Genomic DNA, 17,263 nt, shown 5'->3' with positions numbered 1-17,263 from the left:
GCTGGTTGCGGTTGCGGGACGCCACCTGCCGCTTCCCCGGCTGCGCCCGCCCGGCGTCCCGCAGCGACATCGACCACACCACCGCATGGGAGCACGGCGGACCCACCGACTACGACAACCTGGCCCACCTCTGCGCCTCCCACCACCGCCTCAAACACCAAACACTCTGGGACGTGGTGCAGGAGCCGGGCGGGGTGCTCGCCTGGACGTCACCGGCCGGCCAAACCCACCGCACCTACCCCGAAACCACCCTCGGACCACCACCCACACTGACCCCGACGCCTGACCCCGCCCCACTACCAGCCACACCACAAGCTGGACCTCGGACGAGCGACCTACCCGAAGACCCTCCTCCCTTCTGACGGACGCAGTCCACCGGGCCCGCAGCACCGCGCGTCGCGTCGACCGGACGGCACCGGCTCCTGGCTGGCTTAGCTCGTTTCGTTCGCACCGATGGCCTCCCGGGCGGCCTTCTGCAGGTCACGTGCGTCGACCCCCAGCTGGCGCAGGACGCGACTCACCGTGCCGTGCTCGACCTCGGCGGCCGCCCATACAACGTGGGCCGAGCTGAGGGTGTGGCCTCGGCCTGCGCCCTCCTTCGACAGGGCAACGGCGCGCTGGAAGACCTCCTGCAGACTGCCGGCGCTCCGGTACGGGCCGGCACGCGGGGGCGAGGGTTCTGTCGGTCCTGCCTCCGCGGCGTCGATTCCCACCGATCTGAGGGCCAGCGTGTGCGTCTGCGTGATGGCGGTCCGCACATCCGCCGCTGTCACATCGAAGGTGGCGAACGCGCGTCGTGCCGAGTCATCGGGCAACGCCAGCACGGCCAACAGCAGGTGCTCGGCCCCCGGCATCTCGTCACCCAGCGCCGCGGCCTCCTGTTCCGCCGTGGTGAACAACGCATTCATGATCCGGATGTCTGCGATCGCCTGTCGAATTCCCATGTCAGAAGTCCTTCGTTGTCGGTGGTGCGCGTGGTCGTTGCCGTACTAGACCAGAGGTGCACGACGCTGCGGCGAGAGCCGCTTGTGCGCCGCCTGGGCGGTCATGCCGAGCGCCTGACCGATCTGGTTCCAGGTCCAGCCCTGCTCGATGGCGTGGTCCACCGCGGATCGCTCCAACTGCGCCGACAAACGACGCAGGGCGACGACGGCCGCGAAGGCCTCGTCCGGGTGGTCCGGGGTGGGGATTCCGATGGTCTCGAACATGCGTCAACTTTAGTTGATATTCCACGCACGGTCAACCAAAGTTGATGAGAAATGCTGCGCCGGGCGCGTTGGACACCGCTAGGTTGGGCAGCGTCACCAGTAATACTGCCGCTGACCTGCTGTTGCACTGACAGATTGGACCCCATGCCCGCGAATCTCTCTGCCCGCGCTCTGCTGTGGATCGGGGTCGGCACCATCGCCTTCAGCGTGCTGTGCCAACTAGCCTGGGACGTCGTGTGGCGAGTGGCGGGCCTGGGCCCGGCTAATCTCCTCGAGAGCTGGTGGTACCCGCTCTACGTATTCGTACCGACGGTTCTGGTTCCGCTCGGCAGCATGATCGTTGCCGCGTCTTTCGTCGCGCGCGCCCTGGAGCGAGGGACGGAATCCGACTCGGCTCCGGAAAGGCCGCGGACCATCTCCGCCGCCTGGCTGTTCTGGACCGGTCTGACCCTCACCGTGCTGGGTCTTGTCGTGTCCGCGTATCTGCAGGATTGGCTGACCGACCTGAACGCCGCGGGGCGCACCAGCCTCGCACTCGATGCGCTGAACCTGGTCGTCATTCCGCTGCGAATGATCATCCTGCCGCTCGGTCTGGCCCTGCTGCCCGCCGCGGTCCTGGTGAAGAAGATCGAATCCCGAAGTCGGGCCGGCGTTGCGGCTCTGCCTCACGCAGGTTGAGGTCGCGTGCGGAGCAGGTCACGCCGGCGAGTCAGCTGCCCCTGTACGTGGAGTACGCGAACGGGCTGAGCAGCAGGGGCACGTGATAGTGCACCGACTCGTCGTCCACGTCGAAAATGATGGTGACGTAGGGGTAGAAGGTCGTCTGGCCGCGAGCCGAGAAGTAGCTGCCGGTCTCGAAGGTGATGCGGTAACGGCCCGCGGACACGGCCTCGGGGCCGAGGTCGGCGACCCGGCCGTCGACATCCGTCTGCGCCGTGGCGAGTTCGCGCCAACCGCCCTGAACGTGTTGTTCGAGGACCACGCCCACGGATGCCGCGGGGCTGCCGGTCACTGCGTCGAGCACGTGGGTGGTGATGTGGCTGCGCGCGCTCATCGCCGGGCATCCCGCGGGGCTGCTGAGTCGGTGGCTTCGGTTTCCTGCACCGAGTCATCCTGCCACCGCAGGGCGAGAACCCCTAACCGGAGCAGGGCGATGTCGCGCAGCTCTGAGCCGACGATGGCGGCCTCGGTGGCGTCGTCGAGGGTGAGCCGGCGCTCCAGCTCGGCGAGAATCTCCCGACGGCTGCGGCCAGCGGCACGGATGAGGAACACCCTGTCGAAGCGCTCCTCGTAGACCCGGTTGCCGTCGGCGATGGCCGCCGCGAGGTCGGCGTCGTCGGCGTCCTCCGAGGCCTGTTCCGCCCGGGAGAACCCCGCGGCCTGCGAAGTGCCGCGAGGTTTCTCGCCGATGCGCGGATGCTCCGCCATCGCCTGGTCGATCTCGCTCCGGGGCAGCGGCGTGGCGGCCGCTCGGGCAGCGTCGATGAGGGCGGCGGCCGAGGCGAACGGCGCCTGGCCGGTCACCTCGTCGGCCCAGCGCGGAACCGCCAGGCAGGCCAGGAGCGCGGTGCGCAGATCGTCGCCGACGGGAATGGTGGTCATGGGGTCCTCCGGATAGACGTAGCAGCTGGGGTCGCTGCCCGTACGATGACAGGCATGCACTCCAGAGACGCTCCCCGGGTGGCCGGCCTGGTCCTTGCCGCCGGCGCGGGCAGCCGGTATGGACTGCCGAAGGCGCTGGTCGTCGACGCATCAGGCGAGCCCTGGCTGGTGCATGCCGCCCTGGCCCTGGAGGCCGGCGGTTGCGATCCCGTGCTGGTGGTGCTCGGTGCCGGCGGGGCCCCGGCCGAGAGCCTGCTGCGCGCGGCCGCCGGCCGGTTCCGGAGGCCGGACCGGCTGTGGGTGGTGCACGCCGAGAACTGGGCGGAGGGCCTGTCGGCGTCCCTCGACGCCGGCCTCGCGAGGCTGCAGCAGACCGAGGACGACACCGTCACCGCCGTGGCCCTGGTTCCGGTGGATGTGCCCGACCTCGATGCCGCCACCGTGCGGCGGCTGGTCGACGCGGTGACCCCGCACACCCTTCGGCAGGCGCACTTCGGCGGCCGGCCCGGGCATCCGGTGGTCATCGGCCGCGAGCACTGGGCGCCGCTGCGGGCGAGCCTGACCGGCGACACTGGTGCGCGAGCGTACCTGGTGGCGCGAGACGCGACCGCGGTCGCCTGCGACGATCTGGGCACGGGCCTGGACGTCGACCTGCCGCCCCTGGAATAGTCCACGCCGAGTACGGAACCGATCGTGCTCACCAGGGTGCTTCGAGTTCTTCGAGGTCCTCATAGACACTGGTGATGGCCGCGATCCGGGTGCGGCTCTCCCGCACCCGCGCCCCCATCGCCCCGGTGGCGAGCAGGTTCACCAGGCTCATGGCCGTGGCGTAGCTGTCGAACGCCGAGACCGAGTCCACCGGGCATTCGAGCCAGTGGGTGGCTTGGTCGGAGTACTTGCGAGCCGAGGAATCGGCGATGAGCACCAACGGCACCTCACGGCGCCGGATGGCCGCGACGATGTCCCCGAAGCCGGAGACCCGCCGGCGGAAGCCCATCAACACCACTGCATCACGCGGACCGAGGCCGGCCAGTTCTTCGCCGAGGGACTGGCCGGGCAGCGGCGCCAGGCGCACCTGGTCGCGTGCCTGCACCAGCTGCTGACGCAGGTGCAGCGCCAGCGGGTAGCTGTTGCGCAGCCCCACGATCACGACGTTCTGGGCCGAGCACACCAGCCGGGCCGCGGCATCCAGCCGACCGTCCTCGAGGGTGACCAGCAGCCGGCGCAGGTTGTCCTGTTCGGTCTCCGCGTGCGCGGCCAGCCGCGAGGGCGTGCCGGCGGATGCGCCGGGGCCGCCGAGCGGTGCGCCCAGGCTGCGGAGGGCCCTGGCGTGCTCGCGCACCTCGGCCGAGTCCTGGAAGCCGAGCCGGCGGAACAGCCTGGACACCGTGGCCTTGGAAACGCCGCTGAGCCGGGCCAGCTCCGACGCGTTGTAGACGGCGAGGTCGCTCATGTGGTCGAGGATGAAGTCGGCGGCGCGCTGCTCCTGCGGGGAGAGCTCGCCGTACCGGCCGTCGATGCGCTGCCCGATGTTCAGGGTCATGCCGGGTCCTGCGGCACGGCTGGGTGTTCGGCGGCCAGGGCGAGCACGGCGGCCTCGAAGGCGTCCAGCGCCCGTGCGACGTCGGCCTCGGTGACCGACTCGTCGGGGTGGTGGCTCACTCCCCCGGCGCAGCGCACGAAGAGCATGCCGATCTCGGTGAGATGCGCCACGGCCATCGCGTCGTGTCCGGCCATCGAGAGCAGTTCCAGCGGTTCCGGCCAGTTGTCGGGGCCGTCGGTGGCGCGGATGCCGGCGGCGATCACGCCGCGCAACCGATCGCTGCAGTGCGCCGCGGGCGCCGAATGCGTCTGGTGCACCGCGACGTGCAGGGCGCGCGTGGCGCAGATCTCCTCGAGCAGGGTCTCGATCCGTTGCCAGGCCGTGTCGCGGTCCGCATCGAACCGGCCGCGAAGGTCGAGGCTGAACTCGGCCCGGCCGGCGATCACGTTCACGGCGTCGGGGAACACCTCGAGGTGCCCGACGGTGGCGATCAGATCGGCGTCGCGGGCGAGCCGCTCGATGGCCACGATGGCCTCGCTGGCCCCGGCGAGGGCGTCGCGACGGTGGGTCCACGGGGTGCCGGAGTGACCGGCCTTGCCGGTGATGGTGATCTGGAAGCGCCGCGCCCCGGCGATCGACGAGACGATGCCGAGAGGCAGGCCGTTGTCCTCGAGCACCGGACCCTGCTCGATGTGGGTCTCGAGGTAGCCGACGAAGTCGTTGGAGGTGCGGGCGGCTGAGGTGATGGCCGCCGGGTCGAGGCCGAAGGCCACAAACGCGTCGTGCAGGGTGCTGCCCGCCTCGTCGGTCAGCTCCCACCAGGCGTCCAGCCAGGTGCCGGCCAGCGCGCGGCTGCCCAGCAGCGCGGTGCCGAACCGGGTGCCCTCCTCGTCGCCGAAGGCCACGACCTCCAGGGCGAACGGCAGGCTGCGGCCGCTGGCGGCGATGCGCTCGACCACGGCGATGGCGGTGAGTACCCCGAGGATCCCGTCGTACCGGCCGGCCGATGGCACGGTGTCCAGGTGCGAGCCCAGCAGCAGCGCGGGCAGGCCGGAGGTGGCCCCCTCAAGGCGGCCGCACTGGTTGCCCGCGGCGTCCTGCCAGGTGTCCATCCCGGCGTGCCGCATCCAGCCGGCGGCGAGGGCGTTCACCGCCGTGTGCTCTGGCGAGAGGTAGACCCGCTCGATCAGGCCGTCGGGCAGGCTGGAATGGGTGGCGAGCTCGTCGCAGCGTTCAAGCACGACGGCGGCGCCGGTGGCTGCGCCGTCGTGTCGGTTGGTGCTGTCAGCCGGCGTCGTCATGAGCCCGCCGCATCCTGGTAGACCTCATAGGCGGCGCCGACGCCGCCACCGCCGGTCACGCTCGCGCCGGAGCGGCGCAGCACCTGTTCGAGTGCGGCGAGGGTGGTGAGCACGGTGTCTTTGCGGGCGTTGTAGCCCATGGTGCCGATGCGCCAGACCAAGCCGCGCAGCGGGCCGAACGAGGTGCCGATCTCGATGCCGAAGTCGTTCAGCAGCTCTCCGCGCACGGCGTCGCCGCTGACGCCGTCGGGGATGCGCACGGCCACGACGTTGTTCATCCGGTGCTCCAGATCGCCGAAAACGGCCAGCCCCAGGCCCTGCACGCCGGCGAGCATCGCGGCGCCGTGCAGCCGGTGCCGTTCCACTGCCGAGTCCACACCCTCGGCCACGAGCAGCCGGGCGCATTCGCGGGCGCCGTAGAGCATCGTGGTGGCCTCGGTGTGGTGGTTCAGGCGCTTCGGACCCCAGTAGTCGAAGATCATCGACAGGTCGAAATAGTTGGAGCGGATCGGGTGGGCGCTCACGGCGTCGCCGGCCTCGCGGATGCCCGCTTCGATGCTCTTGCGGGCGTTGATCACCTCGACAGCACGCGGCGAGAAGGTGGCCGGCGCAGAGCCGGAAGGGCCACCCAGGCACTTCTGCAGGCCGGCGGTCACGGCGTCCAGGCCCCAGGCATCCGCCTCGAAGACGTTGCCGGCCAGCGAGGCGGTCACGTCGGTGTAGAACAGCACGCCGTGCCTGGCGCAGATGTCGCCGAGCTCGTCGAGCGGCTGGGCAACGGTGGTGGAGGTGTCGCCGTGCACGATCGCCAGCAGCGCCGGCTTGGTCTCGCGGATGGCCTGCTCGATCTGGGCTGGAGTGAACACGGTGCCCCACTCGATCTCCCGCACATGCACCTCGGCGCCGGCGCGCTCGGCGATCTCGCGCAGCAGGTGGCCGAACCGGCCGAAGATCGGCACCAACACCCGGTCACCGGGGCTGATCAGCGAGACCAGCGCCGCTTCGATGCCGGCGCGGGAGGTGCCGTCGATGAGCAGGGTCTGCTCGTTCGCGGTCTTGAAGACGCCGCGGTAGAGCTCCATGGTCTCGTTCATGTACTCCGTCATGGACGGGTCGTACTGGCCGACGAGCTGAGCGGACATGGCGCGCAGCACCCGCGGGTCGGCATTCACCGGGCCCGGGCCCATCAGCAGACGGGACGGCGGATTGATCGGCAGACTGGAAATGAGTGTTTCACCCTTCGGCAATTCTGAACCATCTGTTTCAGATGCTCAGTTTACGCAACAGGTGTTTCAGTCGTGTTTCGGGCGGCCACTCTAATTTCCGGCGGCAAGCTCCGCCCCGATGTCGACAAGGGCGAGGTCGGTGTGACGCGGGCCTACCAGGCAGAGCCCGACGGGCGCTCCCTGCGCCTCGAACAGCGGCACGGAGAGCGCGGGATAGCCCCCGATTCCGGCCAGGCAGGTCAGGGTGAGGGTATTGGTGCGGGCCCTGTCGATCGCGGCCGGGTTGGCGCGACGCGACGGGGCGGTCGAGGAGGCCGAGGGCAACAGCAGGATGCGTCCGTCCAACACAGCGTCCAACCGCGCCCGGGCGTCGGCCAGGGCGGTGCGCGCCTCGGCCTCGTCGGCCGGGTTGATGCGGGCGGCGGCCTCGAACCGGCTCGCGACGGCGATGCCGAGGGCGCCGGGGTGGGCGGTGACCCAGTCCCCGTTGGCGCGCCAGGCCTCGAGGGACTGCAGCGTGCGGAAGATGCGCAGCACCTCGGCGAGGTCGCCCACATCGACGAGGTCGGGGGCGGGCAGCAGCCCGGCCCGGGTGAGCCTGTCGACTCCGGTCACGAAGACGTCCTGCACGTCGTCGTCCGCGGCGAAGACCAGCGCCCTCGACACGGCGAAGCGGGCCGGGGTGTTCGGCTGGGAAGCGGGTAGTTGGGAAGCGGGGTCGAGGGATGCCGCAGCCGCGGCCCGCAGCACACCCGGCCCACGGGTGAGCCAGCCGACGGTGTCGAACGAGGGCGCCAGGGGCAGCAGGCCCGTACGGTCGACGGCGCCGTGGGTGCTGCGCAGCCCCCAGAGCCCCTGGTACGAGGCGGGCACCCGGATCGACCCGGCCGTGTCGGTGGCCAGGCCGACGCTGGCCTGGCCCAGCGCCACCGCCGCGGCCGGTCCGCTCGACGAGCCGCCGGGCAGGGCGCCGGGCACCCGAACGTTGGGCGGGGTGCCGTAGTGCTCGTTGTCTCCGGCGATGCTGTACGCGAACTCGTCGGTCTGGGCGATGCCGCGCACGCTCGCGCCGGCGCCCAGCAGCGCCGCGACCGCCGGGGCGGTCTCGGTGGCGGGCACGGCTTCGCGCAGGTAGGCCGGGTTTCCGGCGCCCACGGTGAAGCCGGAGATGTCGAAAAGGTCCTTCACGGCGATGGTCTCGCCGGACAGCGCACCCGATCCTGCGTCGTCGGATGCGGCCACCAGCGGGGTGCCCACCAGGCGCCACACGGTGGCATTGATCGCGGCCGGTGGCGCGGCCACCTGGGCCACTTCCACCTGCCAGGCGCCGTCGTCGCTGCGCGACCAGAGCTGGGTCACCAGCCCGGCGCCGCCGGCATCCGGGGTATTCACCGACATGATCACGGCGTGCCGCGGGTCGAGAACGCGCACGTGCAGCGCCCGGATGCCCCGAGCCACGGTGCCGACACGGGCGCCGCGGAAGCCGCTGATCGCGTCGTGGCCCACCAGCAGCCCGGTGGCGTCGCCCCGCAGGGTGTTCTCACCGGGCGCGAACCAGGCGTCGAGAGCGGCGAGGTCGTTGCGGGCGAGCGCGTCCTCGTAGCCGGCGAAGGCGGTGAGCAGCCCGTCGGGCAGCTCGCCCGTGACCGTCGAGGGGGTCGGAACAAGCAGCGGCTCAGACATCGAAATCAGCCACCCTGATGCGGGCGTGCACGCCGCAGACGAGGTCGACCACCTGCGAGATGTTGAAGTCGGTCGCGGCACTCAGGTACGCATAGGCGAGGGTGCGGTCCATGCCGAAGCGCGCCCCGAGCAGGTCGATGGCGGCGCGCACGCATTTGCGCACGGCCTCGTCGAGATCGGCGTCCATTCCGGTCGGCACCAGGAACTCGGCCGTCTCGGCGAGAGGTCCGGCCAGCTCGCCGAAGGCCGCGACCGAGTCCGCCTGGGTCACAACGTCGAAGCGGATGGTCACCCGCAGCGACGCCTCCATCGCCGTGAGCGCCACCTCGCCGTCGCCCTGGGCGAAATGCGGGTCGCCCACGTAGGCCAGGGCGCCGTCCACCTGCACCGGTAGGTAGAGCGCCGAGCCCGCGGTGAGCAGGTTGATGTCGATGTTGCCGCCGTGCGCGCCGGGCGGTACCGAGTGCGGGCGCCTCTCGCCGGCAACGGCGACGCCCATGATGCCCAGGAACGGCCGGAGCGGAAAGTGCACCCTTCGAGCCCCGCCCGGCACGAGCGGCAGGGTGCCGACCTGGCCGGTCTCGGTGTCCTCCAGCGCGGCGAAGACGCTCACATTGCCCTCGCCGAGCGGGTACTCACCGGGCAGGGCGCCGCGGCCGTGCCGGTTGGAGATCACGCCGTACGGCACCCGCGGGGTGGCCTCGAGCACGGTCATCTTGAGCAGGTCGCCCGGCTTCGCGCCGCGCACGTGGATCGGGCCGGTGACCAGGTGCGGGCCGTCCACGAGGGGGTCGCGGGACGTGTTCGAGGCGGCCAGCAGCACCGCGTCGTCGAGCACCGCGGCACGGTCGACACCGTGGCCGGCGAAGAAGGCCACCGGGTCGCGGCCCTGGTCCTCGAGCACGCCCTCGTGGCTGATCGTGTCGATGGTGACCTCGGTACCGGCGTCGATCACGAGCGCCGGCGCATCCGTGGCGCAGGGCAGCCGCCCCCAGAGCACGGTGCCCGGGGTGGCGGGCAGGTACTGCGCGGCGCGGATGGGCCCGGTGCCCGGCTGCAGGATGTCGAATGGCATGACGTCGAATGGCATGGATGCGCCTTTTCGGATCGTGGGTCGGGAGCCGGCTCCGCGCCGGCCGGGCGGCCGCCACATCCCCGTTGGTCGAGAGTAGCGCCAGTTTTGCGCCAGGGACGACCAGCCACTACCGTGACAATTCCCAAGCCGATAGGACACCCGTGCCCTCCACCCCCGTCATCCTCCGCCTGCGCAGCCAGCCAGACAACCTGCACCTGGGCCTGATGCTGGCCCTCACCTTTTCCACGGGCGTGGCGGATGCGGTGGGCTACCTCGGCCTCGACAAGGTGTTCACCGGCAACATGACCGGCAACGTCGTCATCCTGGGCATGGCCATCGCCGGCGCCGACGACCTGCCCGTGGTGGGCCCGCTCATCGCCCTGTTCACCTTCATGGTGGGCGCCGCGATCGGCGGCCGGGTGCTGCGCCGGGTGAAGTCGGGCTGGACCACCGAGTCGACGATGCTGTTCGGCACCGTCGGCGTGGTCATGGCCGCACTGGCGATCGTCCTGTTCGCGGTGGGCGGTACTCCCCCGGCGCCGTTCGACCTGATGGTCACCGGGCTCCTGGCCGCTGTGATGGGCCTGCAGGCCGCGGTGGCCCGGCACATCGCGGTGAAGGACGTCACGACCGTCGTCGTCACCTCCACCATCACCGGTTTCGCCGCCGATTCCCGCTTCGGCGGCGGCAAGAACCAGCCCTGGTTCCGCCGGCTGGCCGCGATCGTGCTGATCCTGGCCGGAGCCGGCGTCGGTGCTTTGCTGCTCATGGTGCACATCGGCTGGGGCATTGCCCTCACCGCCATCATCACCCTCACCGTGACCGCCATCGGCCACGCCGCGGGCCGCCCGCACCACGCCCCCCAGGTCTAAGCCTGCGGCCCGTCCCCAAGCCCCCGCCCGTACCCCGTCCTTCCAGCCCGGCAGGTTGCGTAACTTCTGCTAGATCGGCGTCGCGCCGAAGCGTCTGAAGATCAACGGCGCCTGGCAGGATCACCTGCTGTTCCAGGGCATTCTGGGCGGCTGACGCGCCAGCGCCTCACGGCACGAAGTACTGGGTGATCCGGCCGCGCCCGTCAGTCAGCTCGACCTCGGCCAGCGCCCCGTTCACCAACGGCATCTGCGGCGGCTGGTGGCCGAGGTCGAAGTCGACGATGACCGGGATGCCCAGACCACCCAGGGCGCTCTCGACAGCCTCGAGTTGGCTGAGCCCGTCCACGTCGGGAGCTTCCGTGCGACCGATGAGGATGCCTGTGGCGTGGCTGAACCAGCCCGCCAGGCGCAACGACCAGAGCAGCCGCAGCGCCGTGGATGCGTCGGCTTCGGCAACCTCGAGGTAGACGATGACGCCCTCGGGGGCATGCCGCCGGGCGAACCCCGGCACGTCGCCGAAGCGCGATCCGGCGAGCAGCGACACCGTCTCCAAGCATCCGCCGATCAGGCGCCCCCGCATACTCACGGTCGTCTCGCTCCCCGCGTCGCTCCCCAGGGCTCGCCATCCCGTCGTGGTCTCGTACGCGGCGTCACGGTTCAGCGGCTCATCCGCCCAGGCACCCCAGGGACGCGATCGACGCCGCGGCGCGGCGAACTGCGCGAAGGACTCCCCCTCAGACAGCGCGGCTACCTCGCTCCAGCGTCGGAATTCCGTGGGCAGTTCCCACTGTTCGTCCATCAGGTTCGCCCCGTGCAGGGTGGCGACCCCCGTGACGATGGTGAGGGGCATCAGTAGCGTGGAGATGTCCGACCAGCCGACGAACCATTTGGGGTCTGCGGCCATGGCCGACCAGTCCAGCTGTTCAAGCAGCTCGATCGCCAGTTCGCCGCCCCACGGCGGCAGTACCGCGCGGGCCGGCCCGACGAACGCGGCCAGCAGTTCAACGCGGCGCTCGGCGGCCGGAGCCGGAACGAGGCCGCCCCGCCGGGCGTACTGCCCGACATCCACCGTGAAGCCGCGCTCTTCGAGGTCGTTCACCGCCCGGTCGAGTCTCGCGTGCAGGTCCGCCGGCACGCCCATCGACGGCGCCGGCACCGTGATCAGATCATGGGCGGCCAGCGCCCGCGGGTATCGCACGTTGGTCATCCGGCCACTCTAACGAGTCGCGGATGCGGGCCGGCAGGCCACCCGACCCTGCCGCGAGGCCAGCGGTCAGCTGACGGGCATCACGGCCATGGCCGCCGTCATGACCGACATGCTCAGCAGGTTTCCGCGCCCCGGCCGGCTGCGCTGACCGCCGAGCACCATGACGGCGGCGGTGAGCCCCGGGCGTGGCACCAGAGGACGGCTGCTGAGGGCGCGTCAGGCGTCGCAGGTGGTGAGCACGGCCGTCATCGCCGCGCGGTCCTCCGGGGTGAGCCCGAGGTCGTAGGCCATGAAGACCGGCACCAGCTTGTCGACGTACCAGCACTGCAGGCTGGTGTCCTCCGGCAGGTCGTCCCAGACCACCCGCTGGCCCAGGTCGTGCCGGTCGGAGACGTCGGGGTAGAAACCGGGTAGCCATTCGCTGGGCAGGGAATCGGACTTGGACGAGTTCTCCGTGCCCTTCACCGCCAACAGGTTGACCGGGTCGTTGGCCAGGGCCTCACGCTTCTCGGCCGGCCAGGCCTCTCCCCCGGTGGCGTACACGGCCTTCAGCGGCAGCAGGTGGTCGATCTGCACGTCGGCCGAGGTATCCTCGCCGCGCACAAAATCGATGATCTCGCCCGTGTACGGGTCGGCGAGGATGCCCGTGTAGACCCGACAGGTCGCCGCATCGATGTCGGTGCCGGTGAGGTCGCGGGTGAGGATGTCGTTGCGGGTGTCGCAGCCGTTCTGGTCGAAATCGAAGGCCCAGGCGTCCCCGAACAGCTCCTCGCGATTACCGGCGTAGCTCCCGTTGTCGGCGTACACGGCGTCGGGAAGCGCACCGACCAGCGCGAGTGCCTCGGCGCTGGTGAGCCCGGACGCCGGGACCGGAACGGGAGCGGCCGGGACGGCGGTCGGCGAGGCGGGGGTCTGGGCGGCCGGCGGCGCGTCGCTCTGGGAGGTGGAGAAGTATCCGATGCCCCACACGATGGCGACGGCGAGCACCAGCACGAGCAATGAGCGGGGACCCTTTCGGCCGGAGGAGCGGTAGGGATAGGGCTGGCGGCGGCTCATGCTGGTCTCTCACAGTGCTGGTGTCTCACGAACTCCCCATCCTGCCATGCGCCGGCCCGGCGCCCGGTGGTGGCAGGATCGGCGCGGGCGTGTGAGGCTTAACCGGTGCCCCAGATCGAGAAATCCACCCGCGTCCGAGAGGCGATCTCCCTCGACCGCCCCTGGGTGACCGTGGTGTGGGATGACCCGGTGAATCTGATGTCCTATGTCTCCTACGTGTTCCGCAGCTATTTCGGGGTGACGGCGGCCGAGGCCGAGCGTCTCATGCTGCAGGTGCACAATAACGGTCGCGCGATCGTGGCCACGGGCGACCGTGAGTCGATGGAACGACACGTCGAGGCGATGCATGGCTACGGGCTCTGGGCCACCCTGGACAGGTCCGAAGCGTGATGGAATTCCGTCGCGAAGACTCCGGCACGGTCTCGGCGATGTTCGAACCCATCGAGGTCGACCTGCTGCGCAACGTCACGTCCCAGCTGCTGCAGATGCTCGGCTCCGTCGACGCCGACGACGCGGCCATGCTCGCCCAACCCGTGATCCGGCGGCTGCTGCCCGACGCCTATCCCAACGACCCGCAGGCCGCGGACGAGTTCCGCCGTTTCACGGCCGACGGACTGCTTGAGGGCAAGCTCGCCAACGCCACCACGGTGCTCTCCGCGCTCGGCGACGACGAAGGGGCGGATGCCACGGCGGACTACCCCGGGGCCGCTCCGGCGCACGACCCGCTGCCGGTGCCGATCGTGCTCACCGAGCAGCAGGTGCAGTCGTGGCTCCGCACCCTCACGGACCTCCGCCTTGTGCTGGCGGACCGCCTGCAGATCGACCCGCACGGCATGCCGCAGCTGGACGACGAGCAGTCACACGTGGTGAATGACATCTACAACTGGCTGGGCATGGTGCAGGAGTCGCTCGTCTACGCGATCGACATGTAGCCCAGCGGAGCAGGGCAGAACCGTAGGTCAGGCCGCCGGTCGGGCGTCGCTCGACTCCTCCTGCAAGACCGCGTAGGCCCGCTGCGGCCCAGCGCCGTTGGCGAGCGATGCGCTCAGCGCCCGCAGCCGCTGCCGCGGCTCGCCGCTCAACCCGAGCAGCGCCACGGCGGCCTGCCGCAGCGCATCCGCACCCGCGGTATTGGGGTCGAGGGAGATCCCGAAGTCGGCCTCGTCGAGTGCTGCGGCACCGGCGAACTGGTCCGTCGAAAACGGCAGCACCAGCAGCGGCACCCCGGCCGTCATGGCCTCGGTGACCGAGTTGTTGCCGCCGTGGGTGACGGCCAGTGCCGCGTGGCCGAGCACCGTCACCTGGGGCAGGAACGACCGCACCAGCCAGGGCGCAGGGACAGGCCCGAGCTCGGCCGGGTCGGTGGACCCGACGGCGATCGCCACCCTCACGTCGAGGCCGCGCAGGGCCTCGGCCACCCGGGCGAGCACATCGCCGCGCACCGACAGGAAGCTGCCGAAACTCACGTAGACGATGGGACGGTCATCGGCGTCGGCCAGCCAGCGGGTCACCGCTGGGTCGTCGGCCTCGCTGCGCACCGCCGAGCCGAGGAAGGCGTGCTCGGGCAGCAGCGCCGTGCGCGCCGCCGGGTGCAACTCGGCCGGGTAGTTGAGCAGCAGCACATCCCCGGTCTCGGTGAACGCGTCACCGCTGGGCGGCGCATTCGGGTCCAACTGCAGCAGGGCATCGTTCCACTGCAGTGTGAAGTCGTCCCGCACCCGCTCGCAAAGCACACGCAGCTGCACCAGCTCGAGAGGGTCGGGCGTGAACGCGGCGGGCCAGGCGCCTGGGTAGCCGTAGACCTCGTCGCCGACGGGCAGGGCGGACGGATGTCCGAGCACCACGTCGGCGTGCCTAACCCCGGCGCTGATCAGTGCCAGGCGGGCGCTGAAGGCGAGGTGGTCGACGATCACCTGGTCCGGCTGGATCTCGGCGACGATGCGCTGCACCTCGCGGGCCACCACCACGGGGTTCCAGAGCAGGTCGGTGCTGCGCGCCTCGGCCTGGAACCTCAGTGTTTCGACGAGACCGACCCTGGTGGCGTCGAAGAAGCCGCGCAGGGCGTCGTCTTCCCCGGCGGGCTGGTCTTCGGCGCGGATGGTGCCGGGGTTGGACCCACGGCCGAGCTGCAGGTTCACCCGTTCGAAGCCGAAATCGGCGACTATGCCGGCCGTGGCCGGTCCGCTGGCCACGACGACCCGCTCGCCGGCGGTCTGCCAGGCGGTGCCGAGGGTCGCGAGCGGGTACAGGTGGGAGGCGTAGTCCGGGCTGATGATCAGGAGGGTCATGAGGCGCTCAACGCCCAGTTGAGTGCTTCCTGGGCCTCGGCGACGGAGCTGTAGACGCCGGCGAGGGTGTCCGCCATGGCCTGGATGGCAAAGGTGGAGGTGACCATGTCGGCGGCGCGTTGGGCGAACTCGTCGCCGAACGGGCTGGAGGCCAGGTCAAGAGCCGCCCCGATGCCGCCGCCGAGGCTGCGGCCATCCGCTGTATTCACCAGGAACCCGGTAGTGCCGTCCTCGACGTAGGTCGCCGGTCCGCCGGCGTCGGGGGCCACCACCGTGAGCCCGGTCGCCATGGCCTCGAGCAGGGCGATGCCGAATTCTTCCTTCATGCTCGCGCAGACGTACACGCCGCGCGGGGCGGCCAGACCCGGCCGGCCGTGCCGGGCGGCGGCCAGCCAACGGGCGACAGCGTCGTTGGCGCGGTGTCCGGCCAGCAGCAGGCCGTGTTCGGCGGCGGAGTCCAGCGGAACCGCCGTGCCGATCAGGTCGATCTGGCCGCGTTCATCGACCGACGGGGTGATCAGGTCTCCCCCGATGATCAGCAGGTTGCAGCGCTCCCGCAGGGCGGCGTCGTCGGCCCAGGCGTGCACGAGCGTTGCCATGCCTTTCACCCTGTGCAGCCGGCCCACCGTCACCGCGAGAGGCAGGTGGCGCCGGGACGCCGGCAGGGTCTCGAGCAGGGCGTCGAGGTCGGTGAAGTCGGCGGAGTCGGCCTGCAGCGCGGCCTCGACGGAACGTTCGATCACGGTCAGGTCGATGCCCTCCGCCACGACCGAGTGGCGCTCGGGGTGCGCGGTGATGTCGATACCCACGAGGTCGCGCATGTCCCGCTCCAGCTCGGGGCGGGGAAAGAGCACGGTGTGCGCGGCATCGGCCGCGATCCGCTGGACGAGCCGCGCCCGGAACCAGAAGTGCTCGACCTCGTCGACGGCGCCGAAGTTGGCCCGGGTGAGGGCGCCGGAGGCGTCCATGGCATTGATGACGCTGTGCGGGTCGGGAGCGACGGTGAAGACGATGGGGATCTCGAGCTCACGGGCCACAGACGATGCCGCGAGAGTACCGACATCGGCCATCCGCAGGTGCACGACGTCGACGGTGCCTGCTGCACGCAGAATCCGGCGGATGCCGCGCTGCACGGCCACCCGCCGAGGCCAGGACTCGGCGGAGGAGATCGGGGCGCCCAGGAACGGGACCGTCGCGAAGGCGTGTCCGGAGAGGGTGGAGCTGACTTCCGGCAGGCAGGCCAGGGCGGCGGCGGGTCCGCCGCGCGACAGGGTGAGCACCCTGTCGACAGTCGGCGCGAGAGCATCCACTGAGCCGTCGTCACCGGCCACCAGGGCGTCGCCCAGCCGAACCAGCAGGGTGGCGATGCCGCCGTTGTCCCCGGAACCCACTTGGCTGAGCTCGCGGTCGATGTCGGCGTGCAGGAACAGCTGGGCCACGGTCTGGCCCCGGCTCCACGGCGCACGCGGGTAGGCGGGCACCGTCAGGTCGAGCAGGGCGAGCCTGGCCACATCGGCCAGGTCGTCATCGCCACGGGCGAGGGCCGTCACCAGGCTGATGGCGGCCTCGGTGGCCGGCCGGTCCCCCAGGGCCGCCACGGCCGCCGCCCGAGAGTCGAGGCCTTCGCCGGCATCCCCGGCGATGCGTCGCAGCATCCGGTCCGGGATCCGTCCGGAGATCAGGCCGAGGGTTTCGACCAGGCGGGCGCGGGCGGGCGGGTCGGCGACGCCGAGCATGGCGCCTTCGGTGGCCAGCGCCAGGTGCTCGGGGGCGGATGCCGCCCACTGCTCGAGGGTGCGCTGGGCGATCATGCCAGAGAAGCCCCCGGCGACGACCATGCGCAGCAGGCCGGCGATGGCGTCGAACCGCGGGAGCCTGGCACCGAACGCCCAGGCGGCGTGCTCGCGAAGGAAGGCCGAGTCGTGCTCGAGCAGCGACACCAGGACGTCGTCGGCGGATTCGTCGAACACCTGGGCGAGCGAGTGCACGGCAGCAATGGCGGTCAGCTGGTCGGTCGGGTCGAGCGCGGCCTGGGCGAGCAGGCGAACGGCACGGTTGCCGCCGTCCCGGCTGGCCGCGATGGTCAGGTCGTCCGCGCAGCGGATGCCGGCCAGGATGCTGTCGGCCTGGCGCATCTCGTCCAGAGTCGTCTGAGTCCCCACGGTGTCTCCCTCGCGGCGGATGCGTCCGCCTGTCGTCGGG

The 17,263-nt window shown here is 70.9% G+C and carries 20 protein-coding genes; 6 read left to right on the top strand and 14 right to left on the bottom strand.

The window, feature by feature from the left end; translation table 11 throughout:
* Positions 1–362, top strand: a 362-nt coding sequence (locus tag E3O42_RS01525; RefSeq protein WP_134452163.1) for an HNH endonuclease signature motif containing protein, incomplete at its 5' end; no start/stop codon positions are given.
* Positions 363–431: 69 nt separating this feature from the next.
* Here E3O42_RS01525 and E3O42_RS01520 read toward each other — a convergent pair.
* Positions 432–944: a Clp protease N-terminal domain-containing protein gene (locus E3O42_RS01520; protein ID WP_134452162.1), complete on the bottom strand. Its 513-nt coding sequence runs from the start codon at positions 942–944 to the stop codon at positions 432–434.
* 45 nt (positions 945–989) lie between these two features.
* On the bottom strand, positions 990–1,208 hold the full coding sequence (locus E3O42_RS01515; RefSeq protein ID WP_134452161.1) for a helix-turn-helix domain-containing protein: 219 nt from the start codon (positions 1,206–1,208) through the stop codon (positions 990–992).
* A gap of 144 nt (positions 1,209–1,352) precedes the next feature.
* On the opposite strand from E3O42_RS01515, the gene E3O42_RS01510 reads away from it, so the two are divergent.
* The gene (locus E3O42_RS01510) at positions 1,353–1,886 is read left to right on the top strand and encodes a hypothetical protein (protein WP_134452160.1); all 534 of its coding nucleotides are present in this window, start codon (positions 1,353–1,355) and stop codon (positions 1,884–1,886) included.
* Between the two features lie 31 nt (positions 1,887–1,917).
* Here E3O42_RS01510 and uraH read toward each other — a convergent pair whose 3' ends face one another.
* On the bottom strand, positions 1,918–2,262 hold the full coding sequence (uraH, locus tag E3O42_RS01505) for a hydroxyisourate hydrolase (RefSeq protein ID WP_134452159.1): 345 nt from the start codon (positions 2,260–2,262) through the stop codon (positions 1,918–1,920).
* Entirely contained in the window at positions 2,259–2,810 is a 552-nt protein-coding gene (gene uraD / locus E3O42_RS01500) for a 2-oxo-4-hydroxy-4-carboxy-5-ureidoimidazoline decarboxylase (protein WP_134452158.1), read from the bottom strand. Before uraD ends, uraH begins: the two co-directional genes overlap by 4 nt.
* Before the next feature lie 54 nt (positions 2,811–2,864).
* Here uraD and E3O42_RS01495 point away from each other — a divergent pair, with 54 nt between their 5' ends.
* Positions 2,865–3,479 carry a nucleotidyltransferase family protein gene (locus E3O42_RS01495; protein ID WP_134452157.1) on the top strand — a complete coding sequence of 205 codons (615 nt, stop codon included), beginning with the start codon at positions 2,865–2,867 and terminating at the stop codon, positions 3,477–3,479.
* A 28-nt stretch (positions 3,480–3,507) separates the two neighbouring features.
* Here E3O42_RS01495 and E3O42_RS01490 read toward each other — a convergent pair whose 3' ends face one another.
* The 5 genes from E3O42_RS01490 to E3O42_RS01470 form a co-directional block, all read right to left on the bottom strand.
* The gene (locus E3O42_RS01490; RefSeq protein ID WP_134452156.1) at positions 3,508–4,353 is read right to left on the bottom strand and encodes a MurR/RpiR family transcriptional regulator; all 846 of its coding nucleotides are present in this window, start codon (positions 4,351–4,353) and stop codon (positions 3,508–3,510) included.
* Positions 4,350–5,654 (bottom strand): allantoate amidohydrolase, encoded by a 1,305-nt coding sequence (locus tag E3O42_RS01485; RefSeq protein WP_134452155.1) that lies wholly within the window; start codon positions 5,652–5,654, stop codon positions 4,350–4,352. The genes E3O42_RS01490 and E3O42_RS01485 overlap by 4 nt, the downstream gene beginning before the upstream one ends.
* The gene (locus tag E3O42_RS01480; RefSeq protein ID WP_134452154.1) at positions 5,651–6,841 is read right to left on the bottom strand and encodes a pyridoxal-phosphate-dependent aminotransferase family protein; all 1,191 of its coding nucleotides are present in this window, start codon (positions 6,839–6,841) and stop codon (positions 5,651–5,653) included. The genes E3O42_RS01485 and E3O42_RS01480 overlap by 4 nt, the downstream gene beginning before the upstream one ends.
* A 129-nt stretch (positions 6,842–6,970) precedes the next feature.
* Complete coding sequence (locus tag E3O42_RS01475; RefSeq protein WP_134452153.1) at positions 6,971–8,563, bottom strand: AtzH-like domain-containing protein; 1,593 nt, start codon at positions 8,561–8,563, stop codon at positions 6,971–6,973.
* Positions 8,556–9,653: an acetamidase/formamidase family protein gene (locus tag E3O42_RS01470; protein ID WP_241984549.1), complete on the bottom strand. Its 1,098-nt coding sequence runs from the start codon at positions 9,651–9,653 to the stop codon at positions 8,556–8,558. Before E3O42_RS01470 ends, E3O42_RS01475 begins: the two co-directional genes overlap by 8 nt.
* A gap of 146 nt (positions 9,654–9,799) precedes the next feature.
* Between E3O42_RS01470 and E3O42_RS01465 the strand changes: the two genes are divergently transcribed.
* Positions 9,800–10,510 carry a YoaK family protein gene (locus tag E3O42_RS01465; RefSeq protein ID WP_338144910.1) on the top strand — a complete coding sequence of 237 codons (711 nt, stop codon included), beginning with the start codon at positions 9,800–9,802 and terminating at the stop codon, positions 10,508–10,510.
* 166 nt (positions 10,511–10,676) lie between these two features.
* Here the strand turns inward: E3O42_RS01465 and E3O42_RS01460 are convergent, their stop codons facing one another.
* The 3 genes from E3O42_RS01460 to E3O42_RS01455 form a co-directional block, all read right to left on the bottom strand.
* The gene (locus tag E3O42_RS01460; protein ID WP_134452152.1) at positions 10,677–11,717 is read right to left on the bottom strand and encodes a S66 family peptidase; all 1,041 of its coding nucleotides are present in this window, start codon (positions 11,715–11,717) and stop codon (positions 10,677–10,679) included.
* A 66-nt stretch (positions 11,718–11,783) separates the two neighbouring features.
* Positions 11,784–11,909 (bottom strand): hypothetical protein, encoded by a 126-nt coding sequence (locus tag E3O42_RS18695; RefSeq protein WP_255454898.1) that lies wholly within the window; start codon positions 11,907–11,909, stop codon positions 11,784–11,786.
* Positions 11,910–11,933: 24 nt separating this feature from the next.
* Positions 11,934–12,773 (bottom strand): HNH endonuclease family protein, encoded by an 840-nt coding sequence (locus E3O42_RS01455; protein WP_134452151.1) that lies wholly within the window; start codon positions 12,771–12,773, stop codon positions 11,934–11,936.
* Between the two features lie 105 nt (positions 12,774–12,878).
* Between E3O42_RS01455 and clpS the strand changes: the two genes are divergently transcribed.
* Positions 12,879–13,163, top strand: coding sequence for an ATP-dependent Clp protease adapter ClpS (gene clpS, locus E3O42_RS01450; protein ID WP_241984548.1), 285 nt, complete (start codon positions 12,879–12,881; stop codon positions 13,161–13,163).
* On the top strand, positions 13,163–13,705 hold the full coding sequence (locus tag E3O42_RS01445) for a DUF2017 domain-containing protein (protein WP_241984556.1): 543 nt from the start codon (positions 13,163–13,165) through the stop codon (positions 13,703–13,705). The genes clpS and E3O42_RS01445 overlap by 1 nt, the downstream gene beginning before the upstream one ends.
* Before the next feature lie 27 nt (positions 13,706–13,732).
* Here E3O42_RS01445 and E3O42_RS01440 read toward each other — a convergent pair whose 3' ends face one another.
* Together E3O42_RS01440 and E3O42_RS01435 are read right to left on the bottom strand one after the other, a co-directional pair.
* On the bottom strand, positions 13,733–15,061 hold the full coding sequence (locus E3O42_RS01440; RefSeq protein ID WP_134452149.1) for a nucleotide disphospho-sugar-binding domain-containing protein: 1,329 nt from the start codon (positions 15,059–15,061) through the stop codon (positions 13,733–13,735).
* A complete protein-coding gene (locus E3O42_RS01435; protein ID WP_134452148.1) occupies positions 15,058–17,223 on the bottom strand; it encodes a glycosyltransferase in 2,166 nt (721 codons plus the stop codon). The genes E3O42_RS01440 and E3O42_RS01435 overlap by 4 nt, the downstream gene beginning before the upstream one ends.
* Positions 17,224–17,263 lie beyond the last annotated feature (40 nt).

The organism is Cryobacterium adonitolivorans, assembly GCF_004402695.1.
Lineage (GTDB): Bacteria > Actinomycetota > Actinomycetes > Actinomycetales > Microbacteriaceae > Cryobacterium > Cryobacterium adonitolivorans.
This window is presented reverse-complemented; position numbering and strand designations above follow the sequence as displayed.